This is a genomic window from Kribbella sp. NPDC054772, from assembly GCF_053611945.1.
In genome coordinates, this window is the sequence record NZ_JBSHBJ010000003.1 from 122,970 (window position 1) to 148,790 (window position 25,821).

27 protein-coding genes and 1 pseudogene are annotated in these 25,821 nt (G+C 69.0%); 22 read left to right on the forward strand and 6 right to left on the reverse strand.

Annotated features, from left to right (window positions below; genetic code table 11):
• Together ACWGID_RS06055 and ACWGID_RS06060 are read left to right on the forward strand one after the other, a co-directional pair.
• Positions 1–223: pseudogene (locus ACWGID_RS06055) on the forward strand (hypothetical protein); the annotation flags it as partial.
• The gene (locus tag ACWGID_RS06060; protein WP_452194917.1) at positions 220–408 is read left to right on the forward strand and encodes a hypothetical protein; all 189 of its coding nucleotides are present in this window, start codon (positions 220–222) and stop codon (positions 406–408) included. The pseudogene ACWGID_RS06055 and the gene ACWGID_RS06060, both read left to right, overlap by 4 nt.
• Positions 409–486: 78 nt before the next feature.
• Here the strand turns inward: ACWGID_RS06060 and ACWGID_RS06065 are convergent, their stop codons facing one another.
• Positions 487–708, reverse strand: a complete 222-nt coding sequence (locus ACWGID_RS06065) for a hypothetical protein (RefSeq protein WP_452194919.1) — start codon at positions 706–708, stop codon at positions 487–489.
• A 130-nt stretch (positions 709–838) separates the two neighbouring features.
• Between ACWGID_RS06065 and ACWGID_RS06070 the strand changes: the two genes are divergently transcribed.
• Positions 839–1,696 carry a phosphotransferase enzyme family protein gene (locus ACWGID_RS06070; protein WP_452194920.1) on the forward strand — a complete coding sequence of 286 codons (858 nt, stop codon included), beginning with the start codon at positions 839–841 and terminating at the stop codon, positions 1,694–1,696.
• Between the two features lie 3 nt (positions 1,697–1,699).
• On the opposite strand, the gene ACWGID_RS06075 is transcribed toward ACWGID_RS06070, so the two are convergent.
• Positions 1,700–2,452: a MerR family transcriptional regulator gene (locus ACWGID_RS06075; protein WP_452194922.1), complete on the reverse strand. Its 753-nt coding sequence runs from the start codon at positions 2,450–2,452 to the stop codon at positions 1,700–1,702.
• Positions 2,453–2,536: 84 nt separating this feature from the next.
• On the opposite strand from ACWGID_RS06075, the gene ACWGID_RS06080 reads away from it, so the two are divergent.
• The 3 genes from ACWGID_RS06080 to ACWGID_RS06090 are packed head-to-tail and all read left to right on the forward strand — an operon-like array spanning position 2,537 to position 6,559.
• Entirely contained in the window at positions 2,537–4,360 is a 1,824-nt protein-coding gene (locus ACWGID_RS06080; RefSeq protein WP_452194924.1) for a hypothetical protein, read from the forward strand.
• Positions 4,357–5,367: an alpha/beta fold hydrolase gene (locus ACWGID_RS06085; protein WP_452194926.1), complete on the forward strand. Its 1,011-nt coding sequence runs from the start codon at positions 4,357–4,359 to the stop codon at positions 5,365–5,367. The genes ACWGID_RS06080 and ACWGID_RS06085 overlap by 4 nt, the downstream gene beginning before the upstream one ends.
• 46 nt (positions 5,368–5,413) lie before the next feature.
• The gene (locus ACWGID_RS06090; protein ID WP_452194928.1) at positions 5,414–6,559 is read left to right on the forward strand and encodes a CaiB/BaiF CoA transferase family protein; all 1,146 of its coding nucleotides are present in this window, start codon (positions 5,414–5,416) and stop codon (positions 6,557–6,559) included.
• A 48-nt stretch (positions 6,560–6,607) separates the two neighbouring features.
• Here ACWGID_RS06090 and ACWGID_RS06095 read toward each other — a convergent pair whose 3' ends face one another.
• Genes ACWGID_RS06095 through ACWGID_RS06105 form a run of 3 tightly spaced genes read right to left on the reverse strand, consistent with a single transcriptional unit; the run spans position 6,608 to position 8,972 of the window.
• Complete coding sequence (locus ACWGID_RS06095) at positions 6,608–7,696, reverse strand: LacI family DNA-binding transcriptional regulator (RefSeq protein WP_452194930.1); 1,089 nt, start codon at positions 7,694–7,696, stop codon at positions 6,608–6,610.
• Between the two features lie 9 nt (positions 7,697–7,705).
• Positions 7,706–8,023: a hypothetical protein gene (locus ACWGID_RS06100; protein WP_452194932.1), complete on the reverse strand. Its 318-nt coding sequence runs from the start codon at positions 8,021–8,023 to the stop codon at positions 7,706–7,708.
• Positions 8,024–8,027: 4 nt separating this feature from the next.
• Positions 8,028–8,972 (reverse strand): DUF6772 family protein, encoded by a 945-nt coding sequence (locus ACWGID_RS06105; RefSeq protein ID WP_452194933.1) that lies wholly within the window; start codon positions 8,970–8,972, stop codon positions 8,028–8,030.
• A gap of 187 nt (positions 8,973–9,159) precedes the next feature.
• Here ACWGID_RS06105 and ACWGID_RS06110 point away from each other — a divergent pair, with 187 nt between their 5' ends.
• The 14 genes from ACWGID_RS06110 (at position 9,160) to ACWGID_RS06175 (ending at position 22,778) form a co-directional block, all read left to right on the forward strand.
• On the forward strand, positions 9,160–9,804 hold the full coding sequence (locus tag ACWGID_RS06110) for a helix-turn-helix domain-containing protein (RefSeq protein ID WP_452194935.1): 645 nt from the start codon (positions 9,160–9,162) through the stop codon (positions 9,802–9,804).
• The gene (gene nikB / locus ACWGID_RS06115; protein ID WP_452194937.1) at positions 9,804–10,730 is read left to right on the forward strand and encodes a nickel ABC transporter permease; all 927 of its coding nucleotides are present in this window, start codon (positions 9,804–9,806) and stop codon (positions 10,728–10,730) included. The genes ACWGID_RS06110 and nikB overlap by 1 nt, the downstream gene beginning before the upstream one ends.
• A 1-nt stretch (position 10,731) precedes the next feature.
• On the forward strand, positions 10,732–11,613 hold the full coding sequence (locus ACWGID_RS06120; protein ID WP_452194939.1) for an ABC transporter permease: 882 nt from the start codon (positions 10,732–10,734) through the stop codon (positions 11,611–11,613).
• Positions 11,613–12,599 (forward strand): ABC transporter ATP-binding protein, encoded by a 987-nt coding sequence (locus ACWGID_RS06125; RefSeq protein ID WP_452194940.1) that lies wholly within the window; start codon positions 11,613–11,615, stop codon positions 12,597–12,599. The genes ACWGID_RS06120 and ACWGID_RS06125 overlap by 1 nt, the downstream gene beginning before the upstream one ends.
• Positions 12,589–13,593: an ABC transporter ATP-binding protein gene (locus ACWGID_RS06130; RefSeq protein ID WP_452194942.1), complete on the forward strand. Its 1,005-nt coding sequence runs from the start codon at positions 12,589–12,591 to the stop codon at positions 13,591–13,593. Before ACWGID_RS06125 ends, ACWGID_RS06130 begins: the two co-directional genes overlap by 11 nt.
• Entirely contained in the window at positions 13,590–14,246 is a 657-nt protein-coding gene (locus tag ACWGID_RS06135; RefSeq protein WP_452194944.1) for a histidine phosphatase family protein, read from the forward strand. The genes ACWGID_RS06130 and ACWGID_RS06135 overlap by 4 nt, the downstream gene beginning before the upstream one ends.
• The gene (locus ACWGID_RS06140; RefSeq protein WP_452194945.1) at positions 14,243–15,010 is read left to right on the forward strand and encodes an endonuclease/exonuclease/phosphatase family protein; all 768 of its coding nucleotides are present in this window, start codon (positions 14,243–14,245) and stop codon (positions 15,008–15,010) included. The genes ACWGID_RS06135 and ACWGID_RS06140 overlap by 4 nt, the downstream gene beginning before the upstream one ends.
• Before the next feature lie 10 nt (positions 15,011–15,020).
• Positions 15,021–16,526: an ABC transporter substrate-binding protein gene (locus ACWGID_RS06145; protein ID WP_452194947.1), complete on the forward strand. Its 1,506-nt coding sequence runs from the start codon at positions 15,021–15,023 to the stop codon at positions 16,524–16,526.
• Between the two features lie 188 nt (positions 16,527–16,714).
• Entirely contained in the window at positions 16,715–18,271 is a 1,557-nt protein-coding gene (locus ACWGID_RS06150) for a sugar ABC transporter ATP-binding protein (RefSeq protein ID WP_452194948.1), read from the forward strand.
• Positions 18,268–19,293 carry an ABC transporter permease gene (locus ACWGID_RS06155; RefSeq protein WP_452194950.1) on the forward strand — a complete coding sequence of 342 codons (1,026 nt, stop codon included), beginning with the start codon at positions 18,268–18,270 and terminating at the stop codon, positions 19,291–19,293. The genes ACWGID_RS06150 and ACWGID_RS06155 overlap by 4 nt, the downstream gene beginning before the upstream one ends.
• 13 nt (positions 19,294–19,306) lie before the next feature.
• Complete coding sequence (locus tag ACWGID_RS06160; protein ID WP_452194952.1) at positions 19,307–20,311, forward strand: substrate-binding domain-containing protein; 1,005 nt, start codon at positions 19,307–19,309, stop codon at positions 20,309–20,311.
• Between the two features lie 85 nt (positions 20,312–20,396).
• The gene (locus ACWGID_RS06165) at positions 20,397–21,824 is read left to right on the forward strand and encodes a malic enzyme-like NAD(P)-binding protein (protein ID WP_452194954.1); all 1,428 of its coding nucleotides are present in this window, start codon (positions 20,397–20,399) and stop codon (positions 21,822–21,824) included.
• Positions 21,821–22,213 carry a VanZ family protein gene (locus tag ACWGID_RS06170; protein ID WP_452194955.1) on the forward strand — a complete coding sequence of 131 codons (393 nt, stop codon included), beginning with the start codon at positions 21,821–21,823 and terminating at the stop codon, positions 22,211–22,213. The genes ACWGID_RS06165 and ACWGID_RS06170 overlap by 4 nt, the downstream gene beginning before the upstream one ends.
• Before the next feature lie 7 nt (positions 22,214–22,220).
• On the forward strand, positions 22,221–22,778 hold the full coding sequence (locus ACWGID_RS06175; RefSeq protein ID WP_452194957.1) for a YqgE/AlgH family protein: 558 nt from the start codon (positions 22,221–22,223) through the stop codon (positions 22,776–22,778).
• A gap of 95 nt (positions 22,779–22,873) precedes the next feature.
• Here ACWGID_RS06175 and ACWGID_RS06180 read toward each other — a convergent pair whose 3' ends face one another.
• A complete protein-coding gene (locus tag ACWGID_RS06180; protein WP_452194959.1) occupies positions 22,874–23,146 on the reverse strand; it encodes a DUF3039 domain-containing protein in 273 nt (90 codons plus the stop codon).
• A 120-nt stretch (positions 23,147–23,266) separates the two neighbouring features.
• Between ACWGID_RS06180 and ACWGID_RS06185 the strand changes: the two genes are divergently transcribed.
• A complete protein-coding gene (locus tag ACWGID_RS06185) occupies positions 23,267–23,839 on the forward strand; it encodes a Uma2 family endonuclease (protein ID WP_452194960.1) in 573 nt (190 codons plus the stop codon).
• Positions 23,840–23,898: 59 nt separating this feature from the next.
• Positions 23,899–25,689 carry a DEAD/DEAH box helicase gene (locus tag ACWGID_RS06190; protein WP_452194962.1) on the forward strand — a complete coding sequence of 597 codons (1,791 nt, stop codon included), beginning with the start codon at positions 23,899–23,901 and terminating at the stop codon, positions 25,687–25,689.
• Positions 25,690–25,821: the final 132 nt, after the last annotated feature.

Genomic DNA, 25,821 nt, shown 5'->3' on the forward strand with positions numbered 1-25,821 from the left:
CACCTGCGCCATGCGCTTCGACTACGCGTTCATCAGCACGGGGTACTCCGGGGGGGACCAGAACGGGGCGATCGGGCTCGCACACGACCCGGGGGTGGTGTCCGCGCACGATCGCGCTGCCGATCTGTTCCGTCGCCGGCAGTTGCGCAGAGCGCAGTACCCGATGCTCGCGGCGATGGTTGCGTTCACGGCCGGCGGGATCGCGCTGGTGACCGCGTCGTGATCGCGCTGCACATGGGTGGGATCCCCGAGACCGCGATGGTCGTCGGGCCGATCTTCCTGATCATCGCGTTTCTCCGGATCGCCCGCCGCAACGAGGCGAACCTGCCCGACGACGACGGCGACGACTGGGACGCCGACCTGGGGGATCTCCCGGACAAGCCGGCCGACCGGCACGCGCATCAGTGAGGCCCGGCAAACCCCCTGCGGTTCGCCGGGCCCCCTGCCCCCGTTGGTCCTGCCCCCGTTCGCTCAGCCCCCGTTTGCTCAGGCAGCCAGCGCAGGTTCGTAGTACCCGCTGACGCGCGAGATGCCGGGCGTGGTGGCGAGCTTGGCCAGCTGCGCGCACCCGGCAGTCAGAGCGGACTCCAGCGTCGGCCAGTCGTCGACGCACCAGTACGGGTCGTCGGGCTGCCGATCGTGGTCGTCGTCGATGTCGGCACACCAGCCACCGCTACGGAGGTGGTGAACGTGAAGCCGGAGTCTCATGGTCGTGGTCTTTCGGTGCGGGCCGTTCTGCTAGCTACACGGTGCCGCGCCCGGACCGGTTCACACATGCGGAGGATTACCTATCCCGCACCCGAAGAATCCCTGATGACACCCAGGGGATGATGCCGGGGTGGACGAGCTACTGAGGCGCTGGGGACTTCAGGGGTACGACGTACGCCCGGTCGGCGCGGGCACGAACAACACCGCGTACTACGTCGGTGACGAGTTCGTACTGCGCATCTACCGCAACGCAGCGTCGGCGTACGAGCACGCCGTACTGCGTGCACTCGACGGACTGTCATTCGCGGTACCCGTGCCGATCCCGGCTGACGACGGAGCGACCATCGTCCGCGAGCCCGTGACCGCGAGCCTGAGCCGGCGACTCCCGGGGGAACACCCGGATCGGGACGACGCGGTGCAGGCAGCAGCGTGTGGACGTGCACTGGCCGAGCTCGACGACGTATTAGGACAGCTGGACCCAGCCGGGCTGCCGGCGTCACAGATGTGGGATGGGGATCTGACAGCGATCCATCCGCGGGTGCCGGACCTTGCGCTCGTGATCGGCGGCGTGCCTGTGGATCACCGCGCCGACGTCGAGCGGATTCTGCGGAGTGTTCGGCCGCGCACGGATCTGCCGCGGCAGATCATCCACGGTGACTTCGCCGTCACCAACGTGCTGATGGTCGGCGACCGGGTGACCGCGATCCTGGACTTCGAGACGGCCGGTCCCGGATATCGGGCGATGGATCTCGCGGTCGGCGCGTACTTCTTCGGCCAGGTCGGCGCTGCGCTCCGGCACGGTTATCTCGAGCGGTTCCCGCTGTCGGAGGCCGAGCTGGAAGCGTTGCCGGAGCTCGAGTTGATGCGTGAGGCAACCAGCATGGTGCATTGGTACGGGCGGTATCTGGACGGGTTGATCACGGCGCAGGATGTCGCCGCGAGGGCGGATCGGTTGGTGCGCGTCGCGACTGGGAAACCGCGGAGGTGAGTGCTAGCCCGTTGAGGGGAGGGTTTTCGGGTCGAGGCCGAGTTCTTCGTAGGCGACTTGCTCGATCTCGCGGCCCATTGCCTCGCGGAAGGCTGCGACGAGTGCCTGGCCGGCCAGGGGGATGATGCCCTCGAGGGTGCGCTGGATCTCCGGCCAGCCGTCGGGGGGCATGCCGGCGTTGGTGAAGTCACGCCAGACGGTCGAGCGGAACAGCTCGACGTAGATCTTGGCGACCGCGTCGGCCTGTGCGAACAGTTTCGGGAGCATCTCGAAGATCGCCTGCATCGGGACGCCGAGCTTGATCACCTCGAGACCGGTGCGGAGCAGGTCCGGGTTCGGGATCCGCAGCCGGCCGTTGTCCAGGCGCTCCGCGATCCCGAGCTCGACGATCTGCTCGATCACCGCCGGATCGTGCGGTACGCCGGCCCGCTCGGCGAGCTGGACCTCGTCGAGCTCCTCCGGCTCCGCCGGGCTCCACGGGTTCACCAGGGTCTCGAAGACGCCCAGCGCCATCGCCCCGTCGGGCAGCTCGCCCATCATCCGCTCGACCGCGGCCAGCGTGTAGCCCTTGTCGAGCAGCTCCCGGACCAGGGTCAGGCGGGCGATGTGGTCCTGACCGTAGTACCCGGTCCGGCCGACCAGCCGCGGCGGCGGGATCAGCCCGCGCCCGGCGTAGGCACGCACGTTCCGGACCGTCATGCCCACCTTGGCGGCGAGCTGGTCGACGGTGAGCTCCGCGTCCGCGTTCCGTTCCACCCTTGACAGTCTTCCAGACTCCACGTTACATAGTCGATGTAACATGTTCCATGGCGCATGCCTCATGTCCTGAAGGAGAGTGTCATGGCGATCCCGCTGGCGACCACCGGTACGGCGAGCTTCGACCAGATCGCCATCGTCACCGGCGTCGTGTCGCTGCTGTACGTCGCGCTCGCCGTCCTGCTGTGGCGCGAACGCACCGGCCGCGTCACGCTCGTCGGACGGTTCGCGGACACCGTAGGGAGACTCGACGGAGTGCCCCGATGGGCAGCGCTGACGCCGTACCTGCACGCGGTCTCGTTGCTCGCCTGCGCGTTCGGCGTCTGGTGGGACATCGCGGTGCACATCGACCGCGGCCGCGACACCGGCCCGTTCGGGACACCGGCGCACTACCCGATCTTCTTCGGCATCCTCGGCGTGATCGTCTCCGGCGTACTGCCGATCGCGCTGGCGGGCAAACCGCTGCCGGCCCGGACGATCAAGCTCACCAAGGGCTGGCGGATCCCGTGCAGTGCGGCGCTGGTCACCGTCTGCGGCACGTTCGCACTCGTCGGGTTCCCACTCGACGACGTCTGGCACCGGCTGTTCGGTGAGGACGTCACGCTCTGGGGTCCGACCCACCTGCTGATGATCGGCGGCGTGGTCTTCTCGATCTTCGCCCGGCTGCTCGCGCTGGCCGAGGTGGAGCAGTTGATCGGGATCAACGTCCGGCGCCGGTGCCAGGAGATCGTCTCGGTCGGGGCGTTGCTGATCGCGTGGGACCTGTTCAGCACCGAGTTCAACTACGGCGTACCGCAGTTCCCGTTGATCCTGCAGCCGATCCTGATCGTGTTCGGCGCCGCGATGGCGTTCACGATCCTGCGGGCGCGGCGGGGTCCGGGGACGACGTTCGCCGCGCTGGCCGTGTACCTGGTGATCCGCGGCGGCATCGCGTGGGCCGTCGCCGAGCCGCTCGGCGAGATCGTCGGGCATTTCCCGCTGCTGATCGTCGAGGCACTCCTCGTCGAGCTCACCGCGTTTGCCCTGGGCAACAAGAACCGCTTCCGCCTGGGCGCCGTCTCCGGTCTGCTGATCGGGACCGTCGGCGTCGTCGCGGAGTACGCCTGGAGTCACGTCTGGATGCCGATCGCGTGGCCGTCCTCGATGCTCCCGTCCGCGATCGGGTACGGCGTCGTCGTCGGGATCGGAGCGGGACTCGTCGGGGCCTGGCTGGCGACCCGGTACGCCGAGGTCGCGGGCGAGGAACGGGCGGTCGGGATCAAACACATCCGGCCGGTCGCGGTCCGGCGTACCCATCAGCTCGGCGCGGTCGGGCTGGTCGCGGTCGCGGCCACGGTGTTCTTCTGCGTACCGCGGTCCGCGGACCCGGGTGTGTCGGGAGTCGTGTCGTTGGAGCGGGCGGCCACGGGGGCCGAGCCGACGGCGTACGTGACGATCAAGCTGTCGCCGGAGGACGCGGCCGACGGCGCGCGGTGGTTCGAGGCGCTGGCCTGGCAGGGCGGCGGGCTGGTGTACCACCCGATGGAGAAGGTTGCCGACGGCACGTACCGGTCGGCGGACGCGTTGCCGATGTACGGGAAGTGGAAGTCGATGATCCGGCTGCACCAGGGGCAGCGGGACATGGTGGCGGCCTGGGTGTACGCGCCGGAAGACCTCGCGATTGCGAAGCCTGCCGTACAGGTGTCGAACGGGCAGACGGTCGACTTCGTCAACGAGCAGCAGGTGCTGCGTCGCGAGGAGCGGGCCGACGTGCCACGATGGGCATGGAACGCCGGCTACGCACTGCTCGGCGTGGTCGGACTGCTCGAAGTGTTCGGGATCGCCTGGCTCGTTGGGCGTGGTGCCCGCGGCGGGCGGCTGCGGGAGGCCCACCTGGCCGCCGGCGAACGGGAACGGGAGACCGCGTGACGATCCAGTTGGAGCGATCCGGCATCACCACGCCGGACGGAGTACGGCTGAACGTCGAGGTGACCGGCCGCGCCGACGCACCGGTGACGGTGCTGCTCGTGCACGGCTGGACCTGCTCCACCCGGTCCTGGCACAACCAGGTCGAGAAGCTGCCGGAGATCCTCGGTGACGGCGTGCGGATCGTCACCTATGACCACCGTGGTCACGGGCTGTCGGACGCCGCTCCCGCCGGGTCAACCCGGCTCGACCAGTTGGCCGACGACCTCGTCACCGTTCTCGACACCGTCGTCGGCGACGGCCCGGTGGTGTACGCCGGGCACTCGATGGGCGGGATGACCCTGATGGCGGCCGCGGATCGGTACCCGGAGTTGTTCGGCACCCGGATCCGCGCGGCGGCCCTGGTCAGCACGACCTCCGGTCACCTCACCGAAGGTGCGCTCGGCCTCCCCAAACGCTTCGACCCCGCAGCCTCTCGAATCGCACCCCGCGTCCTGAACTTGGTAGGCACCCGAGCGGATCGCCGCGCGGCGGCGCGCTCAGGTCGGGCGGAATCGGTTGGCGACCCGGCGGAGGGGGCCGCCGGAGGTGCGAGGCATGGGTCTTCGCGGGTGAGCGGCGCTGCTCGGCGCGCGGCCGTTCTCGCGGCGAACCTGCAGCGGCCGGCGCTGCGGCAGGTCGTGTTCGGGAAGAAGCCGGACCCGGCCGAGGTCGACCTGTTCCTGCAGGATCTGGCGGTCGTCCCCGGCCCGTCGTACGGCGGGTTCTTCGAGACGATGCTTGAGCACGACCGTGGTGACGCGCTGAAGGCCCTCGAACAGCTCCCGGTCGAGATCATGCACGGCACCCGCGACCGCCTGCTTCCGCCGCGCCACGCCAACCGGATGGCCACCCAGCTCCCCACCGCCCGCCTCTGGATCTACCCCGGCGCCGGCCACATGCTGATGCAGGAACGCCCCCGCGACGTCACCCACCGCCTCGCCTCCCTCGCCCGCAAGGTCCGCGACTGAGAAGCGCGTCACGGTCGGCGAGGGGATCCTGGCCTAGGCTCCGGGTGTGCAGAATCTTCTCTCCGATGTGGTCGTCGTCGATCTGACGCGGGCGCTGGCCGGGCCGCATGCGGCGATGATGTTGGGGGATCTCGGCGCGCGGGTGATCAAGGTCGAGACGCCGAACGGTGGGGACGACAGCCGGGGGTGGGGACCGCCGTTCGTCGACGGGGAGGCGACGTACTACCTGTCGGCGAACCGGAACAAGGAGTCGGTGACGGCCGACCTCAAGTCGGACGAGGGCAAAGAGTTCCTCACCAAGCTCGTCCGGAAGGCCGATCTGCTGATCGAGAACTTCCGGCCGGGGGTGCTCGACCGGCTCGGGTTCTCGACCGAGCGGCTGCACGAGCTGAACCCGGGCCTGGTGATCCTGTCGATCACCGGCTTCGGCCACGACGGCCCCGAGGGCGGCCGAGCCGGATACGACCAGATCGCGCAGGGTGAAGGCGGTCTGATGAGCATCACCGGCGAGACCGAACCGACCAAGGTCGGCGCCCCGATCGCGGACCTACTCGCCGGCATGTACGGCGCGTACGGCGCACTCGCGGCGCTGCACGAACGATCCGTCACCGGCAAGGGCCGGGTCGTCCGGACCAGCCTGCTCGCGGCGGTCGTCGGCGTGCACGCCTTCCACGGGACGAAGTGGACGGTCGCGCACCAGCTCCCCGAGCGAGTCGGCAATCACCATGCACAGATCGCGCCGTACGGGCTGTATCGGACGCGGGACGACATCGTGCAGGTAGCGGTCGGCAGCGAGGGGCTGTGGCGGCTGTTCGCCCCGATCGTCGGGCTCGACCCCGCCGACGAGCGGTTCGCGGTGAACTCCGAGCGCGTCGCCCGGCGTGACGAGCTGACCGCGGCGATCGAGAGCGCGTTCGCGGCCGACTCGGCGGACGTGTGGCTGGAACGCCTTGCGCAGAAGGGGATTCCGGCCGGGAAGGTTCGCGATTTCCAGCAGGTCTACGAATGGGAGCAGACGCTCTCGCAGGGGCTGTTGATCGACGTCGACCACCCGACGCTCGGCACCATCCAGCTCCCCGGCCCGCCACTCCGCTTCGACGACAACCCGTACGCCGGCGCGTGCGAAACCAACCTCCCGCCACCCCGCCTCGGCGAGCACAACGAGTCGGTGCGTCGGTGGCTGGACGAGTAAGCGGACCTGCGCCACTCACCAACCCCGCAGGGAACCGCCGGCTGCCGCTCAGCGAGGCGCCGAACTCGGCTGTTTCTGGCGCTTGGTGAGTGCCGACGGTCCGCCCGTCGACGCGCGCACCACCAGCTCCGGGCGGATCAGTGTCTTCCTCGGGCGTTCGCTGGCGCCGCTCTTCAGGCGTTGCAGGAGGAGAGCGACCGCGGTCGTCCCCACCTCGGCCGCGGGCAGCCGCACGGTGGTGAGCGGCGTCTGCAGGTAGGCGGCGTACGGGTGGTCGCCGTACCCGGTGATCGCGACGTCGCCCGGGACGTCGAGACCTTGCTCGGCGAGGACCCGGAGCAGACCGAGCGCGAAGTAGTCGTTCCCGGTGACGATCCCGTCCGGGTGTCCGTCGGTGAGCAGCGTGCTCGCGAACCGGTACGCCTCCTCCGGCTGCCACGGCAGCGCGAGTGAGTCGTACCGCTTCGTCGGCACCGCGCGCACCTGATCGTCGGAGACGGGGAGACCGGCGTCGGCCATCGCCCGCCGGAACCCGATCACCCGGTCCGCGGTCGTGGTGATCGGCAGATCTTCTTCCAGCACCAGCAGCCGACGTGCGCCGCCCGCGATCAGGTGACTGGTCGCCTCGTACGCGCCGCGCTCGTTGTCGACGCCGACCATGTCGCAGTCGAGCTCGGGCACGTCACGGTTGACGAACACCAACGGGATGCCGGTGTCCCGGACGCGGCGCCAGTGGTCCCACTCGGCCTGGACCGGGACGACCACGGCGCCGTCGACCGCGGAGCGCAGCAACGCCTCGGTGGCGCGCTGCTCGTTCTCCGCGCTCTCGTCGGTGACGAGCAGCAGCAACGAGTACCCCTGGGCGCGGACCCGGAGCTCGATGCTGCTGATCAACTGCGCGTAGAACGGGTTCGAGGGGTTGGTGATGACGAGGCCGAGTGTCATCGCGGAGCCGAGCACCAGCGACCGGGCCAGCGTGTTCGGGACGTACCCGATCCGGGTCGCCTCGGCCTGTACGGCGGCCCGGGTCCGCGCGCTCACGCTGTCCTTGTCGCCGAGCGCGCGCGACACGGTGTTCACCGACAGCCCGAGCGCCGACGCGATGTCCCGCAGCGTCGGCCGCCGTGCCTCGCCCATCCCCGTCTCCTATGCCTTCACAGCCAGGTGAATCCGTACCTGCACCGAGCCCTCGACCTTAGCGCGCAGCCGCAGCCAATGGCCGAACCCGGTGGCCGGCCAGCTCACGAGTTTGCCTGGTTCGACCACGTGCTCGCTGTCGTCCAGGTCGCACCAGGTGAGGCCGTCCGGCGACACCTGGGTGATGTACGTCGCCGTACCGTCGCCGCCGACGTGCTGCACGAACCAGCGTGCCTCACTCGCCCAGGCGACCTCGTACGGCTCGGTCGCGAACCGGGTGTCGAACGTGGTGTCGCGTTCCAGCACCGCCGTCATGGACTGTCGCATGGGCCTACCAATCAACCGAGATGAGGACGGAGTCGAGGAAGAGGAAGTTGCGCACCGAGCTGTGGGTGCGGACCGAGAAGTAGAAGTTCAGCAGGTTCTCGAGCGTCTCGTAGCGTTCCTCGTACGGCGGAACCGGGACGTCGCGCATGTCCATCACGCGGTCGTTGACCTGCAGTTCGACGTTCTGGCGCTTCTCGGTGTCGATCAGCCAGCGCAGGTAGTGCCAGTTCACCTTGGTCGGTACTTCGTTGTAGCAGAGCTCCTGCGGCTCGCCGAACGCTTGCCAGTCCTCCGGGTTGGGCGCGGTGAAGTCGGCGGCGTACTCCAGTTTCACCTTGCCCTCGAAGTGTTCACGCGGCGTCGGTTCGGGGACGGTCGGAGCCATCCACTGCCGGGTGAAGTGGTTGTCCAGGTCGGTGTTCTGGTAGCGCGCGACCGTGTGGTAGCGCAGGCCGCCGTCGCCGCACAGGTCGGTCGCGACCGTGAACGCGCCGAACTGCGCCTCGGACGGGTGGGTGTTGCCGTCCCACTGCACGTCGCCGAAGTTGTCCAGTTCCGCGCCACCGCCGAGAGTCGCTTCGGACTTGAAGGCGAAGTACGTCTCCAGTTGCACGAGGCCGCGGCCGCTCATCGTGAGCCGGCGGATCGCGACCGCCGTGTGGCCCTTGTGCGGGCGGGTCGCGAGCTTCAGCGCGTACGTGCCGCTGAGTGCTCCGTGGGTACCGATGTCGAAGAAGTTGCAGGCCGACAGTTGGGGCGGCCGGAAGTCGCGCATGTGGTCGTCGACCGTGCTGAGGTCGCCGCGGCCGTTGTAGTTGCCGAGCAGCTCGGTCCAGCCGTGCGTCCCGCTGTCGAACTCGTCGAAGGCCAGGATGCGCGGCAGCGGCGAGAACTTGGACAGCCGGGGATCGGCGGACAGTAGCGCGGCGCGCACGTCGGATGTCGTCACGCAGTCCCTCCCAAGGGGGCGGATCAAGTGGATGTTGTGTGAAGTTAACGTTCACGGGAATTGGCCGTCAATGGGCCGTTTCACCCTGAGCAACGGTGGTCTATTGACACGTAAATCACACACTTCTACGGTGCATTAACGCTACCGTTAACGTTCACGGCAGCGTCCTTTCTGCCCAGGAGGCACCATGCAGTCGCTGAGCCGTGCCCTCATCGTCCTGGCCGAGCTGAACCGCGAGGACCGCCCGTACGGCGTCACCGAGCTGGCCGGCACCGTCGGTCTGCACAAGAGCACCGTGCACCGCATCCTCGCCACGTTCTGCTCCCACGGTCTGGCCGCCCAGGTCGACGACCACCGCTACACCGCGACCGACGGACTGGTGGCACTCCGGCGCCGGGCGCAACGACGCGCCGGCCCCGAGTCCACGCTGGCGCATCTCGGCGACCGGCTCGGTCGGCTCGTCGTCCTCGCCAAGCCGTTGCCGAAGACCGCCGGAACCGTCCTGCAGGTCGCCGCGGTCGCTGGCGGTGGCTCCATCCAGCCCGGTCATGCCGTCTCGCTGCGGCAGAGCGCACTCGGCCGGGCCTATCTGTCCGCGCTGCCGGCCGACCAGGTCAGCGGTACGCCCGATCTGCTCGACACCCTGGAACGGATCCGGGTGTCCGGCTTCGCGCACAACGCGCGACCGGTGGCATCGCTGCCGCGCATGGTCGCGGTCCCGGTCCGCGCCACGGACGGGTCCTGCGCGGGCGCACTGGGCGCCGAGCTGATCCAGCCGGGCTCCGTCGACGAGGTCCGCCGCGTGGTCTCCGTACTGCGGAGCGGCGTCTGATGGCGGCGTACGTCGTCCGGCGGCTGTTCTTCTCGGTCTTCGTCCTGTGGGGCGCCGTCACGATCATCTTCGTCGTACTGCGGCTCGTGCCCGGCGACCCGGCGTACATCATGCTCGGGCCCGACGCGGACCAGGCGCAGGTGGCCGCGCTGCGAGCGCAGCTCGGGCTCGACCATTCGCTGATCCAGCAGTACGCGACGTACCTGGCGAACGTCGTGCACCTGGACTTCGGGCAGTCGTTCCGGTTGAACGCGGACTCGATGACCCTTGTACTGCAACGGGTTCCGGCGACCATCCAGCTCGCGACGACCGCGTTGCTGCTGTCGTTGCTGATCGGTCTTCCGCTCGGCGTGATCGCGGCGCTGCGGGCACACAGCTGGGTGGACCGGACGATCTCGGTCTTCTCACTGATGGGCCAGTCGACCCCGTCGTTCTGGCTGGGCATCGTGCTGATCCTGGTGTTCGCGCGCGGTCTCAAGGTGCTGCCGAGCGCCGGATCGGGAACGTGGTCGCACCTGGTGCTGCCGACGATCACGCTGGCGCTGCCGTTTCTGGCGATCCTCGTCCGGCTGACCCGCAGCGGACTGCTCGAGGTCGTGCACGAGGGCTACGTGCAGACCGCGCGGGCCAAGGGACTCGGCGAGGGCGTTGTCGTTCTGGTGCACGCGTTGCGGAACGCGCTGATCCCGATCGTGACCGTGGTCGGCCTGCAGTTCGGTGCGCTGCTCGGCGGCACGGTGATCGTCGAGACGGTGTTCGCCTGGCCGGGTGTCGGGCGGTTGCTGATCGACTCGATCGGCCGCCGCGACTACGGCGTCGTCCAGGCCTCGATCTTGCTGGTGGCAACCATCTTCGTGGTGATCAATCTGCTCGTTGACCTGCTCTACGGATTCCTGGACCCGCGGGTCCGGCTGGCTGGTGACTGACGTGACTGCAGAACTCTCGGTGGCGGCCCCGGCGACCGCGCGACGCCGTACCAAGGCCGGATCGGCGCGGATCCGGTTCGGGTTCACGGTGATCGCGGCGTACGTCGTGGCCGCGGTGATCGGACCCTGGCTGGTGCACTACAACCCGGTCGACACGCGGACCGCGGATCGGTTGAAACCGCCGTTCAGCCGGCTGTCCGACGGATCGTTCGCGATCTTCGGCACCGACCAGGTCGGCCAGGATCTGCTGGCCCAGATGTTGCAGGGGGCAAGGATCTCGATCGCGGTCGGGCTCGCGACGTTGCTGCTCGCCGGCACCATCGGGGTGACGATCGGCCTGTCCGCCGGGTACTTCGGCGGCTGGCTGGACGGTGTCCTGATGCGGCTCGCAGACATCCAGCTGGCGTTCCCGTCGATCCTGCTCGCGATCTTCATCGCGGCGCTGCTCGGTCCCTCGGTGGTGAATGTGGTGATCGTGCTCGCGGTAGCGAACTGGGTGACGTTCGCCCGGGTCGCCCGCGGGCAGGCGCTCGCGACGAGGCGGCGCGAGTTCGTCGACGCGTCCCGGACGCTCGGCGCCGGGACCTGGCGGTTGATCACCCGGTGCGTACTGCCGGCCTGTGTCGCGCCGGTACTGGTCGTCGCGACCGTCGAGATCGGGCACGTGATCCTGGCCGAGGCGTCGCTGAGCTTCCTCGGTCTCGGGACGCCGGCGTCGACTCCCAGTTGGGGCGTCACCATCGCGAACGGCCGGAACTATCTCGCGGACGCCTGGTGGATCTCGACGATTCCGGGGATCGCGCTGGCGTTCCTGGTGATCTCCCTCGGCGTGCTCGGCGACGCGCTCCGGGACCGCTACGACCCGCGGCTGAGGAGCATGTGATGGCTTTGCTGAGTGTGCGCGACCTGCGCGTCGAGTTCGCCACGTCGGGTGGCGTGGTGACGGCGGTCGACGGTGCGTCGTTCGAGGTCGGCGCGGGTGAAACCGTTGCCCTGCTGGGTGAATCCGGCAGCGGCAAGAGTGTCACCGCGCAGGCCGTGATGGGCATCGTGCCGAAGCCCGCCGGCCGGGTGAGCGGTGGATCGATCACGTACGACGACCGCGACCTGCTCGCCCCGGGGACGGCGAAAGGCCTGCGCGGCCGGGAGATCGCGATGGTCTTCCAGGACCCGTTGAGCTCGCTGAACCCGGTGTTCCGGGTCGGTGCGCAGATCGGGGAGATGTTCCGCCGGCATCGTGGGGCATCGCGCAAGGAGGCCCGGGCGGCCGCGCTGGAGTTGATGAAGCGCGTCGGGATCCCGGCCGCCTCGAAGCGACTGGACGACTACCCGCACCAGTTCTCCGGCGGGATGCGGCAACGGGTGATGATCGCGATGGCGCTCGCTCTGTCGCCCCGGTTGCTGATCGCGGACGAGCCGACGACCGCCCTGGACGTCACGGTGCAGGCGCAGATCATGGACCTGCTCACCCGGTTGCAGGCCGAGGAGGGCATGTCGCTGGTCCTCATCACCCACGACCTCGGAGTGGTCGCGGACGTCGCCGACCGGGTGGTGCTCATGTACGCCGGCCGCGTCGTCGAGACCGGCCCGCTGCGTGAGGTCTACGAACACAGCGGGCACCCGTACACCTCCGGCCTGATGGGCTCCGTCCCCGCCGTCGACGGTCCACGCGAGCGCCTCGTCCCCATTCAGGGATCGCCACCCGACCTCCTAGCCCTCCCGTCCGGCTGCTCGTTCCGTCCCCGCTGCCGGTACGCCGACGCGCTGTGCACCGAACTGGAACCGGCGCTCCGGCAACTCCCCGACCGCCCCGAAACCCACCGAGCTGCCTGCCACCACCCGGAAGGAGCCCTCGCCGATGTCCACTGAGTCGCCGCTGTTGTCGGTGCGGGATCTGCACACCTCGTTCCCGATGCGGTCGTCGGTGTTGCGGCGTACCGTCGGTCAGATCCAGGCCGTGGCGGGGGTGTCCTTCGATATCCCGGCCGGCGGGACGCTTGGCCTGGTGGGGGAGTCGGGCTCCGGGAAGTCGACCGTCGCGCGGACGATCATCGGGCTGGAGAAGGCCGGGTCGGGGAGCATCGTCTTCGACGGCGAGGAACTCACCTCGTTGCCCAAGGCCTCCATGCGCCAGGTTCGCCGGCAGCTGCAGATGATCTTCCAGGACCCGTACGCGTCGCTGAACCCGCGGGCGACCGTCGAGCAGATCATCGCCGAGGCGTGGCTGATCCACACCGACGTCGTACCCCGGAACCGGCATCGCGCCGAGGTCCGGGAACTGCTCGAGCGGGTCGGCCTGAACCCCGACCACGCGCAGCGGTACCCGCACCAGTTCTCCGGTGGGCAGCGGCAGCGGATCGGGATCGCGCGCGCACTCGCCCTGCGGCCGAAACTGGTGATCTGCGACGAGGCCGTGTCCGCGCTGGATGTCTCGGTGCAGGCACAGGTGCTGAACCTGCTCGACGACCTGCGGCGTGATCTCGGGCTCGCGTACCTGTTCATCGCGCACGACCTCTCGGTCGTCCGGCACATCTCGGACCGGGTCGCGGTGATGTACCTCGGGCGCGTGGTGGAGACGGCGTCGCAGGACGAGCTGTTCACGCGACCGCTGCACCCGTACACACAGGCATTGTTGTCGGCGGTGCCGGACCCGAAGCCCTGGGACAAGCCGGCCCGCGAGCAGATCATCATCGGCGGTGACGTGCCGTCCCCGGCAGACCCGCCGACCGGGTGCGGCTTCCGCACGCGGTGCTGGAAGGCCGACGACCGCTGTGCGCAGGACGTTCCCGAGCTGACGACCCGCCTCGAGTTGCACCCCGCCGCATGCCATTTCGCCACCGAGCTCGCAGGAGCCGCCCGATGACCGAACTCGTCCTCCTCCGGCACGGCGAGTCCGTGTGGAACGCCGAACATCGCTACCAAGGCCAGCAGGGCAGTGGCCTCAGTGCTCGCGGACGGCAACAGGCGAAGCAGGCAGCGGACTACCTGCAGTCGTTCGAGTTCGACGCGATCGTCGCGAGCGACCTCCAGCGTGTGACGGAGACTCTGCAGCCGTACCTCGACACGCTTGACCAGCCGACCGTCGGCATCGACCGTCGCTGGCGGGAGATCGACGTCGGCACCTGGGGCGGGCGGACCTTCACCGACGTGTACGCCGACGAGCCCGACGTGGTCGACGCCTTCGCGCGCGGCGAGGACGTCGCTCGCGGCGGCGGAGAGACCTTCGCGCAACTACGTGCGCGCGTGTGGGAGGCGACGAGGGAGCTCGCCGATTCCGGAACCAGCGCTGGCGCGACAGACGTGGTGGATGCGGACGCCGGAGCGCGTGCCGGTCGGAGCATACGGCGGGTGCTGGTGGTGACGCATGGCGGGCCGATTCGGGTCGCGGCCGCGTCGGCGCTGCAGCTGCCGCCGGGGGCCGAGATGCTGCTGGACCCGCCGGTGAACTGCTCGCTCACCACGCTGCGCCTCGACGGACTCGCGGCGTACAACGTGCCTACCGGGATGGACCGATGACCTTCACCTTTGTCGCGATGACCTACAACCTGTGGGCCGACTTCCACCTCGACCAACGGCGGGACGCGCTGACGAGCCTGTTCACGACGCGGCCCCCGGACCTGCTCGCCGTACAGGAGCTCCGGCCGGTCACGCGCAAGCTCCTCGACGACGCCCTGCCCGAGCACGACCGAGTCGACGGCACGGCCGGCTGGGAGACCCAGAGCAACCTCTGGTGGCGCCGCGACCTCTTCGAGTACGTCGAGCACGGCGCCGAGGACGTTGGCATCCTGTCGCCCGACGCGCGCTTCTTCTGGGTCCGGTTGCGCACCCCCGACGGCACCGAGCTCGTCTTCAGTACGGCGCACCTCACCTGGCCCGGACACCCGGACGAGCGGGCCGACCACGTTAACCGCCGGATCGCTCAGGCGCGCGCGATCGGCGAGGCGCTCGAACGCCTGGCCGGCGACGGCGCCTGTCTGTTCACCGTCGACATCAACGACATCGGCCCACCGCAGTGGGAGCTCGGCAACGCCGGGTTCCTGGACAGCTTCACCGCCCTCGGCCGGCACTCCCCGGTGACCCACCCGGTCGTGCCGACGGTGGCCACCGGCCCGATCGGCACCCGGTTGTCACCGCTCGCCTCACCACCCAAGGCGATCGACTGGATCTTCGGCCGCGGCCCGCTCGCCGCCCGGTCCAGCGAGGTCGTCGACTTCTTCCACGACGGCCGCGCACCCTCCGACCACTACCCGGTCGTCGCCACCTACACGCTCCACCCCTGAGGAGAACCTTGTGTTGAGGAAGCGAATCGTCGCGGCACTGGCCGTGACCGCATTGGCGGCATTGAGTGCTTGTTCGCCGGCCAGTGAGCCGAGCAGTGACGGCGACCAGGTCCTGCGGTACGCACCGGCGATGTTCCCGGTGTCGCTGGACACCCACAAGTACGCCGGTGAGGAGGCCGTGCAGACCGCGATCCAGCAGATCATGGAGCCGCTGGTCCGCGTCGACGGCGGCAAGATCGTCCCGGTGCTCGCGACGTCGTGGGAGAACCCCGACCCGAACACGTGGATCTTCAAGCTGCGCTCCGGCGTGAAGTTCTCCGACGGTACGCCGTTCACCGCGAAGGATGTCGTCGCGTCGTACCAGCGGCATCAGAAGCTCGACGGGCCGCTCGTACCGCTGTACTCGACGGTGACCGCGTTCGCGGCGACCGACGACCAGACGGTGACCGTGAAGACCAGCAAGCCGCTCGGCACGTTGCTGAGTTCGCTGACGCTGCTGTTCATCGGGCCGGCCGACAAGATCAACACCGACGGGTTCTTCAGCAAGCCGATCGGGACCGGGCCGTTCACCGTCACGGCGTTCCAGCCCGACGAAAAGCTCGAGCTGGCCGCGAACCCGACGTACTGGGACGGTGCTCCGAAGCTGAGCAAGCTCGAGTTCGTGAACATCCCGGAGGTCGCGGGCCGGATCACCGGGCTTCAGAACGGCGAGGTCGACGTCCTGACGCAGATCCCGCCGGACCAGGTCGGGTCGGTGAAGGGGAGTGACGCGATCACCTACTCCACGACGCCGAGCTGGACGTACTACTTCGACTGGTTCAACTCGAACCGTAAGCCCTTCAACGACAAGCGGGTGCGGCAGGCCATGTGGCACGCGCTCAACCTCGAGGGCACGGTCAAGGACCTGTTCGGCGACCTGGCGTCGGTGGCGCAGGCGCCGGTGACCCAGGGCGTGATCGGGGCGCCGAAGCTCTCGCCGTACAGCTACGACCCGGCGAAGGCGAAGCAGTTGCTGGCCGCGGCGGGGTACCCGAACGGGTTCACCACGTCGATGCAGTGGCCGCTGGAAGGTGGGCCGAACATCCGGGCGCTGGCGCAGGCGATGATCTCGGACTGGGCGAAGATCGGCGTGACGGTCAAGCCGCTGGAGAAGGAACGCGCGCAGTGGCTGGAGGACTTCGGCAAGCTCAACTGGGACATGAACCTGCAGACCAACGTGACCGGCACCGGTGACGCCGACTACACACTGGCCCGCCTGTACGTCTGCACCGCCAAGCGCAACGGGTACTGCAATCCCGCGCTCGACAAGCTCCTGCTCGACGCCCGCTCCTCGGTCGACCAGGCCGCCCGGCCCAAGCTCTACGACCAGGCCGGCCAGATCATCTGGGACGACGCCGTCGGGGTCTTCCCGGCCGACCTCGCCTCCAACGCGGCCGTCCGGAGCCGGGTCAAGGACTTCGTGATGCCGCCGAGCGGCCGCCCGCTGTTCGCGAAGGTGAGCGTCTCCGGCAGCTGACCACCTTCTCCACCTTCTCTCCATCTTCTCTGCACCCTTCCACCGAGATCGAACAGCTGCCCCTCCGGCCTGTTCAGCACCGAAGCTGGGTCACGGTTCCGACCGTTGACCTGGTGAGGGGTTGACGGGCCGGAGGGGCGCGGTCTAGCGTCCGGGAAATCGATTGCTCAGCCGAGCGCGGAGGCCGCATGACCGAAACACCTGCCCTGGTCCGGATGGTCGGGATCGGGAAGCGGTACGGCGGCGTTCAGGCGTGTCACGAGGTGGATCTGACACTCGGCGCCGGTGAGGTGCATGCGCTGCTCGGGGAGAACGGCGCCGGCAAGAGCACGTTGATGAAGATCCTCTCCGGCGACGTCACCGAGTTCGACGGCACCATCGAGATCAACGGCAGCCCGGTCCGGTTCAACGGGCCGACCGACGCGCAGGCGGCGGGGATCGCGATGATCCACCAGGAGCTCGACCTGGTCCCGGCGCTGTCCGTCGCGGACAACATCTTCCTCGGCCGCGAACTCCGCAGCCCGCTGCGCACCGTCGATCGCCGCCGGATGGAACGCGCCGCCCGCGAACTGCTCGACCGCGGTGGCGTCAGCCTCGACCCGCGCCGCCCGGTCGGTGAGCTGCGGGTCGGCGAGCAGCAGCTGGTCACGATCGCGAAGGCGATCTCGCTCGACGCCCGGGTGCTGATCATGGACGAGCCGACCTCCGCGCTCACCACGACCGAGGTCGAGCGGCTCTTCGACGTGATCCGCGAGCTACGCCGCGAAGGGGTCGGCATCGTCTACATCTCGCATCGGATGGAGGAGATCGCCCAGGTCGCCGACCGAGCGACCGTGCTCCGCAACGGCCGGATCGTCACCAGCTTCGACCCGCGTGAACTCAGCACGGCGGAGGTCGTCGAGGCGATGGTCGGCCGCCCGGTGCAGACGATGTTCACCACGCCCGACACCGCCACCGGCGACGAGTTGCTGCGCGTGGAGAACCTGGCTCTGAAACCCCGTCGCCCGCGCCCCGGCCGCCGCGACCCGGACGGGATCTCGCTCACCGTCCGCTCCGGCGAGATCGTCGGACTGGCCGGCCTGCTCGGCGCCGGCCGCACCGAACTCCTCGAGACCCTGTACGGCGTCGCTCCCGGCGGCACCCGAACCGGGCAGATCCTTCTGCAAGGCAAACCGATCCGCCCGCGCGGCCCGCGTCAGGCGCTTGCCCAGGGCATCGGTTTCGTCCCGGAGGACCGGCGCGCGTCCGGCCTGGTGCTGTTCCACTCGATCCTCGCCAACACGGTCGTTTCGAGTCTCCCGGCGTACGGGCGGCTCGGGGTGATCGCGCGGCGGATGGAGCGGGCCGCGTCGGTGAAGATGGCGGATCGTCTGCGGCTGAAGTTCGGGCGTCTGCAGGACCAGGTCGGCACGTTGTCCGGTGGTAACCAGCAGAAGGTCGTGTTCGGCCGGATGCTGCTCACCGAGCCCCGGTTGCTGCTGCTCGACGAACCGACCCGCGGTGTGGACGTCGGTGCGAAGGCCGAGATCTACCGCCTGCTCGGCGAGCTCGCCGCGCAAGGTCTCGGCGTACTGCTGGCGTCGTCCGAACTCCCCGAACTGGTCGGTGTCTGCGACCGCGTCGTCGTACTGCGGGACGGGCGCGACGTGGCGTCGTTCAGTACGGCGGACTCGGGCGAAGGGGATCTGCTGGCGGCGGCGATGGGCCAGGGAGCAGTGTTCGACGAGGTCGGAGGAGTGCAGTGACCGACGTACAGGACAAGACCGTCGAGGCGGCGCCGCGGGAGCAGCGCAGCGTCGCGGCGACGTTGTTCCGGTTCCAGAGCGTGTTCGGGCTGATCGCGGTGTTCATCGCGGCGATCGTCTTCTCGCCGCGCAAGAACGGCGAGATCCTCTTCATCAGCGCGGACAACCTCGCCAACGTGGTCCGGGCGGTGTCCGAGATCGGGATCATCGCGGTCGGGATGACGTTCGTGATCCTGATCGGCGGGATCGACCTCTCGGTCGGCGCGGTCCTCGGGCTCGCGGCGGTCGGGTCGGCCGTGCTGATGGTCGAGAACAACTGGGGCTTCCTGCCCTCGGTCGTCCTGGTCCTCGTGGTCGGTCTGCTCTTCGGTGCGCTGCAAGGCGTCGCGACCGCGATGATCGGCATCCAGTCCTTCATCGTGACGCTCGCGGGACTACAGATAGCCAGAGGTCTCGCTCGGATCTGGTCCGGTGGCCAGGGCGTCGCGATCGCGTACGGCGACGGGCCGAACGAGGCACCGTCGTCGTTCGCACTGCTCGGCGAACGCACCTTCGGCGGCCTGGTCCCGATCCCGGTACTGATCTTCGCGGTGGTCGCGATCGCCGCGGTCGTGTTCCTCCGGGTCAGCGCGTTCTCCCGCCATCTGTACGCCGTCGGCGGTAATGAGAAGGCCGCGCGACTGTCCGGCGTACCGGTGGTGCGGGTGAAGATCGCAGTGTTCGCGATCTGCGGGCTGCTCGCGTCGCTGGCCGGCATCGTGCACGCCGTCCAGCTGAACCAGGGCAGCCCGAACGACGGCCTCGGTTACGAGTTGGACGCGATCGCCGCGGTGGTGATCGGCGGCACCAGCCTGGCGGGTGGCCGCGGTTCGGTCGCCGGGACTGTGGCGGGCGCGCTGCTGCTCGGCGTACTGAACAACATCCTCGCCCTGAACAACATCGACTCCAACATCCAGCTCCTGATCAAGGGACTGGTGATCGTTGCCGCCGCCGCGCTGCAGCGACTCCGCCCCACCTCGTAAGGAAGGTTCCGTCATGCATTCTCTGAGAGTTCCCCTGGCCGCAGCAGCCGTCGCCGCACTGGTGCTCGCCGGCTGTGGGACCACCAACGAGCGGACCGCGGGCTCCTCGCCCGGCGCCTCCAAGTCCTGCAAGGGGGCCGACGGCAAGTACACGATCGGGATGAGCCAGGCGAACGTCGCCGAGCCGTACCGGCAGCGGATGGACGACGACATCAAGGCGGCGGCCAAGGACGTGCCGCAGTTCGACGTGAAGTTCGCCGACGCGGCGCAGGACAACGCCAAGCAGGTCGCCGACGTCGAGAACTACATCACCCAGCAGATCGACCTGCTGATCATCAGCCCGAACGAGGCCAAGCCGCTGACCGCGGTGGTGAAGAAGGCCTACGACAAGGGCATCCCGGTGATCGTGCTGGACCGGAAGGTCGAGGGCGACGCGTACACCGGGTTCATCGGCGGCGACAACGTGCAGATCGGTCGCGAGGCCGGGAAGTACATCGCCGAGAAGCTGCTCCCGCAGGGTGGCAACGTGGTGGAGCTCAAGGGGCTGGCCGGCGCGACGCCGCAGGCCGAGCGGCACGAGGGCTTCGTCGAGGGCATCAAGGGCAACCCGAAGGTCAAGGTGATCGCGAGCGCGAGCGGTGACTGGCTGCGGGAGAAGGGCCAGTCGCAGATGGACGCGCTGCTGAAGGCGAACCCGAAGATCGACGTCGTGTACTCGCACAACGACCCGATGGCCGAGGGCGCGTACCTGGCCGCGAAGGCGGTCGGCCGCGAGAAGGACATGAAGTTCACCGGGATCGACGCGCTGCCGATCCCGTCCGGCGGCATCAAGGCGGTCGAACAGGGCCGGCTGTCCGCGACCTTCACCTACCCGACGAACGGCAAGGAAGCCATCGCCGCGGCCAAGAAGATCCTGGTCGACTGCGGGACCATCGAGAAGACCCAGACCCTCCCGACCCGGCTGATCGACGCCTCCAACGCCGCCAAGATCTACGCTGAGGAGAACCCGGCCAACTGACGGTCTACGCCGTACCTGCACCTCTGTCGTGCACTTTACGTACGTAACCTCCAGGGCTTACCAGTGACATGAGAGGATCACCCGCGTGACTGCCTTGCCGAGTGTTTCGTACTCCATCACCGTTCGCCTCGAGGTGCCCGCGGGTGGCTCGACGGTGAGCAAGCTGACGACCGCGGTCGAGCAGGCCGGCGGCCTGGTCACCGCGCTCGACGTGACCGCATCCGGGCACGAGCGGCTCCGGATCGACGTCACCTGCGCCGCGGCCGACACCGAGCACGCCGGCCGCCTGGTCGAGGCGATGCGCGCCGTCCCCGGCGTCGAGATCGCCCGGGTCTCGGACCGGACCTTCCTGATGCACCTCGGCGGCAAGATCTCGATGGAGGCCAAGCACCCGATCCGCAACCGTGACGACCTGTCGATGATCTACACGCCAGGTGTCGCGCGGGTCTGCCTGGCGATCGCGGCCAACCCCGACGACGCCCGTCGGCTGACCATCAAGCGCAACAGCGTCGCGGTGGTCACCGACGGTTCGGCCGTACTCGGGCTCGGCAACATCGGCCCGAAGGCCGCGCTGCCCGTGATGGAGGGCAAGGCGGCACTGTTCAAGCGGTTCGCCGGGATCGACGCGTGGCCGCTGTGCCTGGACACCCAGGACCCCGAGGCGATCATCCAGGTGGTCAAGGCGATCGCGCCCGGGTTCGCCGGGATCAACCTGGAGGACATCTCCGCGCCGCGCTGCTTCGAGATCGAGGCCCGGCTGCGCGAGGAACTCGACATCCCGGTCTTCCACGACGACCAGCACGGTACGGCGGTCGTGGTGCTGGCGGCGCTGTTCAACGCGCTCCGGGTGGTCAGCAAGGACATCACGAACGTCCGGGTGGTGCTCTCCGGCGCCGGCGCGGCCGGTACGGCGATCCTCAAGCTGCTGCTCGCGGCCGGGGTCAAGGACACCTGCGTCGCCGACATCGACGGTGTCATCCACACCGAGCGCGCCGGGCTGTCGCCGGAGCTGCGCTGGATTGCGGAGAACACCAACGCCGCGAAGTACAGCGGCGACCTGAAGGGCGCGGTCGCCGGGGCGGACGTGTTCATCGGCGTCTCCGCGCCGAACATCCTGACCGGTGCCGACATCGCGACGATGAACGACGACGCGATCGTGTTCGCGCTCGCCAACCCGACCCCCGAGGTGGACCCGGCCGAGGCCGGCGAGCACGCCGCCGTGGTTGCGACCGGCCGTAGCGACTACCCGAACCAGATCAACAACGTGCTGGTCTTCCCGGGCGTGTTCCGCGGCCTGCTCGACGCGCAGTCGTCGAAGGTGTCGATCGAGATGGAGCTGGCCGCCGCCCGCGCCCTGGCCGGTGTCGTGACCGACGAGGAGCTGAACGCGGCGTACATCGTGCCGAGCGTCTTCCACCCCGAGGTGCACACGATGGTGGCGCACGCCGTCCGCGACGCAGCCGGCGGCAAGGTTCCGGCGCACGAGAGCTACCCGGACGACTCGCCGGCGTGACCGTGTCCGTGGCGGGGGAGACGAAGTCGAGCCGGCGGACCGTCTGGCTCTGGCGGATCGCGTTCGTCGCGGCGGTCGCGCTGCAGCTGTACGGCGTCTACGCACCGCGCGAGGCGGGTCCGCACGTCGGGATCCCGCAGATCGACAAGGTCGCGCACCTTTTCCTGTTCGCGGCCGTGGCGTTCACCGGGCTGAAGGTCGGCGTACCCGCGCGCTGGTTGCTCGGGGCCCTCGCCGCGAACGCGGTCGTCAGCGAACTCGTCCAGCACTGGCTGCTTCCGCAGCGCGACGGGGACCCGTTCGACGCGCTCGCGGATCTCGCCGGGGTCGCGCTGGGTGCCTGGCTAGCCTCGAGATTGTTCGGCCGCGCGAACCGTCGTACGCCATGATGGGGGTATGACGGTCTCGACCCTGACCGGTTCGCTGCTGGTGGCGACCCCGTTGCTCGACGAGCCGCCCTTCCGCCGGTCGGTGATCCTGCTGCTGGACCACGACGACGACGGTGCACTCGGGGTGGTGATCAACCGCGCCGCGGACCTGTCCGTGGACCGCGTCCTCCCCGACTGGTCGTCGGCGGTCGACGAGCCCGGCGTCCTGTTCATGGGTGGCCCGGTCGGCACCGACAGCGCCCTCGCCGTCGCCGAGGTGATCGAAACCACCGACCCACCCGGCTGGCGCGGCTGCTTCGGCCGGATCGGTCTCGTCGACCTCGACGTACCGCCGGAACTGCTCGAGGGCGCCATCTCCCGGATGCGGATCTTCGCCGGGTACGCCGGCTGGTCCAGCGGCCAACTCGAGGGCGAGATCGCCGAAGGCGCCTGGTACGTCGTCGAGTCGGAACCCGAAGACGTCTTCGGCCACACCCCCGAAACCCTCTGGCGCCGAGTCCTCCGCCGCCAAACCGACCAGATGGCCTACGTAGCCACCTACCCCGACGACCCCACCCAGAACTAACCCCCACCCCCAAGTGGTGACTGTGTGTGGCACAGGAAAGTCGCCGCTGCGCGCAGGTGAGCGTGCGGCGGCGACCCTCTGCTGTGTGCGGTGGGTTACTCCTCGCCGCCGTCGTTGCCTTCGTCGCCGGGGTTGAGGGAGTCCCAGATCTCCTTGCACTCGGGGCAGACCGGGAAACGCTGCGGGTCGCGGCTCGGGACCCAGACCTTGCCGCAGAGGGCGACGACGGGCGTGCCCATCACCATCGCCTCGGTCAGCTTGTCCTTGGGCACGTAGTGCGAGAACCGTTCGTGGTCCCCGTCGTCCAGTGACGGCTTGGTGCGCTCGTCGACGACCGTCTCCGCGCCCGGGCTCAGCTGAGTACTCATGCCCCGAGTGTAGGCCGCGTCACCAGCCGATCCGGAACTTTTCCACAGCGGGAAGATTCGCGGGGCAACCCGGGGCAGATCACGGCATGTTCTCTGGCGTGACCGACCAAAGGAGGCAGTATGAGTCTCGTGGAACCCATTCCCGACCCGCCGGACGTCCTGACCCGAGTGGCCGCGCCGATGACCAGGGCCGATCTGGATCGGATGCCCGATGACGGGTACCGGCACGAGCTCATCGACGGGGCGCTCCTCGTGACACCGAGCCCGTCCTTCAACCACCAGGATGTGGCCGTCAACCTGTTGATCCAGCTGAGGCAGGCGTGCCCGCCGGAGCTCTACGTCATGGCGGCGCCGTTCGACATGGTGCTGGCGGACGACACGGTGATGATCCCGGACCTCCTGGTCGCCCGCCGTGACGCATTCACGAAGCGCGACCTGCCCGGGCCGCCGCTGCTCGCGGTCGAAGTGTTGTCGCCGAGCACGCGGCGCTTCGACGCGATGGTCAAGTTCTCGCGGCTCGAGGCGGCGGGGTGTCCGGCGTACTGGGTGGTGGATCCCGACACGCCGAGTCTGATCGCGTGGGAGTTACGGGACGGCGCATATACGCAGGTCGCGAAGGCTACCGGGGAGGAATCGGTGCGGCTGACGAGCCCGTTCGACGTGACGGTGGTGCCGGCGGATCTGATCTCGTAACAGATCTCGGGTAACCTTCCTGCCCGGCTCACTGTCGACTTTCGGGGGAGTAGCTGTCTGTGGATTCGCATGTGCCGGCCGGCCCCGGCGTGCTCCCTCCGGCGTACCCGGATCGCGCCGCCTGGGGAACCGCGAACAAACTGCGAGCCTGGCAGGCGGAGGCGCTCCAGCTCTATCTCGACAGCAACCCGCGGGACTTCCTCGCGGTGGCGACGCCGGGAGCGGGCAAGACGACCTTCGCGCTGACCGTGGCCGCCGAGCTGCTGCACCGGCGGCAGATCGAGCGGATCACCGTGGTGACCCCGACCGAGCACCTCAAGGTCCAGTGGGCCGAGGCCGCCGACCGGGCCGGGATCGCGATCGACCCGTCGTTCGCCGGGCGGCGCGGGAAGACCAACAAGGACTTCCAGGGCGTCGCGGTGACGTACGCCGGGATCGCGGTGAACCCGCTGGCGTTCCGGGTCCGGACCGAGCGGTTCAAGACCCTGGTGATCCTCGACGAGGTGCACCACGGCGGTGACGCGCTCAGCTGGGGCGACGGCGTCCGCGAGGCCTTCGAACCCGCGGCCCGCCGGCTCTGCCTGACCGGTACGCCGTTCCGCAGCGACGACAACCCGATCCCGTTCGTCACGTACGAGACGGGTCACGACGGCGTCGCCCGGAGCAAGGCGGACTACACCTACGGGTACGGGCACGCCCTGCGCGACCACGTCGTCCGCCCGGTGATCTTCATGTCGTACTCCGGCGAGATGCGCTGGCGCACGAAGGCCGGTGACGAGGTCGCCGCGCGGCTCGGCGAACCGCTGACCAAGGACCTGACCGCGCAGGCGCTGCGCACCGCGCTGGACCCGGCCGGTGAGTGGATGGGTGCCGTGCTCGCGGCCGCCGACAAGCGGCTGACCGAGGTACGGCGGCACATGCCCGACGCCGGCGCACTGGTGATCTCGGGTGACCAGAACACGGCCCGTGCGTACGCGAAGACGCTCCGGGAGATCACCGGCGAGTCGCCGACCGTCGTGCTGTCCGACGAGAAGGCGGCGAGCAAGAAGATCGCGAAGTTCTCCGAGGACGAGTCCCGGTGGATGGTCGCCGTACGGATGGTGTCCGAGGGTGTCGACGTACCGCGGCTGGCTGTTGGCGTGTACGCGACGCCGACGTCGACGCCGCTGTTCTTCGCGCAGGCGGTCGGCCGGTTCGTGCGGGCCCGGAAGCGGGGTGAGACGGCGTCGGTGTTCGTGCCGTCGGTGACCCGGCTGCTCGGGTTCGCGGCCGAGATGGAGGTCGAGCGGGACCACGTCCTCGGGCGGAAGAACAACAACGAGGACGGCGACATCTTCGCCCTCGAGGACGACCTGCTGAAGCAGGCGAACCAGGCCGAGGGCGCCAGCGACGAGCTCGAGGGGAACTTCGAGGCGCTCGGGTCGGACGCGAGCTTCGACCGCGTGGTGTTCGACGGCGGCGACTACGGGACCGGTGGCGACAACGCGTCGGACGAGGAACTCGACTTCCTCGGGCTGCCCGGACTGCTGGAGCCGGACCAGGTGCGGGAGCTGCTGCACAAACGGCAGCAGAAGTCACTCGCGGCGCAGAAGAAGTCCCGGCCCGCGGCGGCCGAGCGCGAGGACCCGACCCCGACGGAGCTGGCGACGCACGAGCAGATCGCCCTGCTCCGCCGCGAGCTCAACGGCCTGGTCGCCGCGTGGCACCACCGCACCGGCCAACCGCATGGCGTGATCCACAACGATCTGCGCCGCAAACTCGGCGGTCCCGCCGCAGCCCACGCGTCCTCCATCCAGCTGAAGGAACGCATCGAACTGATCCGCGACTGGGCCACCCAACGCCGCGCCTGACCACCCGCCGGCCGCAGCGTCGACGGAACCCACTGACAACACCTAATGGGGACGGTGTAAAAAACAATTAGTGTTTAAAATACCCAAATAGTTTGGAAATAGAACCGAGGGGAGCCACGAAGTGTTCAACAC

Bases quoted from the DNA above. Each gene is read 5' to 3' on its own strand.
- ACWGID_RS06135 (WP_452194944.1), top strand. From the start codon at position 13,590: ATGACCGAACTCGTCCTCCTCCGGCACGGCGAGTCCGTGTGGAACGCC.
- ACWGID_RS06130 (WP_452194942.1), top strand. From the start codon at position 12,589: ATGTCCACTGAGTCGCCGCTGTTGTCGGTGCGGGATCTGCACACCTCG.
- ACWGID_RS06140 (WP_452194945.1), top strand. From the start codon at position 14,243: ATGACCTTCACCTTTGTCGCGATGACCTACAACCTGTGGGCCGACTTC.
- ACWGID_RS06160 (WP_452194952.1), top strand. From the start codon at position 19,307: ATGCATTCTCTGAGAGTTCCCCTGGCCGCAGCAGCCGTCGCCGCACTG.
- ACWGID_RS06150 (WP_452194948.1), top strand. From the start codon at position 16,715: ATGACCGAAACACCTGCCCTGGTCCGGATGGTCGGGATCGGGAAGCGG.
- ACWGID_RS06100 (WP_452194932.1), bottom strand. From the start codon at position 8,023: ATGCGACAGTCCATGACGGCGGTGCTGGAACGCGACACCACGTTCGAC.
- nikB (WP_452194937.1), top strand. From the start codon at position 9,804: ATGGCGGCGTACGTCGTCCGGCGGCTGTTCTTCTCGGTCTTCGTCCTG.
- ACWGID_RS06110 (WP_452194935.1), top strand. From the start codon at position 9,160: ATGCAGTCGCTGAGCCGTGCCCTCATCGTCCTGGCCGAGCTGAACCGC.
- ACWGID_RS06080 (WP_452194924.1), top strand. From the start codon at position 2,537: ATGGCGATCCCGCTGGCGACCACCGGTACGGCGAGCTTCGACCAGATC.
- ACWGID_RS06125 (WP_452194940.1), top strand. From the start codon at position 11,613: ATGGCTTTGCTGAGTGTGCGCGACCTGCGCGTCGAGTTCGCCACGTCG.
- ACWGID_RS06065 (WP_452194919.1), bottom strand. From the start codon at position 708: ATGAGACTCCGGCTTCACGTTCACCACCTCCGTAGCGGTGGCTGGTGT.
- ACWGID_RS06185 (WP_452194960.1), top strand. From the start codon at position 23,267: ATGAGTCTCGTGGAACCCATTCCCGACCCGCCGGACGTCCTGACCCGA.
- ACWGID_RS06095 (WP_452194930.1), bottom strand. From the start codon at position 7,696: ATGGGCGAGGCACGGCGGCCGACGCTGCGGGACATCGCGTCGGCGCTC.
- ACWGID_RS06180 (WP_452194959.1), bottom strand. From the start codon at position 23,146: ATGAGTACTCAGCTGAGCCCGGGCGCGGAGACGGTCGTCGACGAGCGC.
- ACWGID_RS06175 (WP_452194957.1), top strand. From the start codon at position 22,221: ATGACGGTCTCGACCCTGACCGGTTCGCTGCTGGTGGCGACCCCGTTG.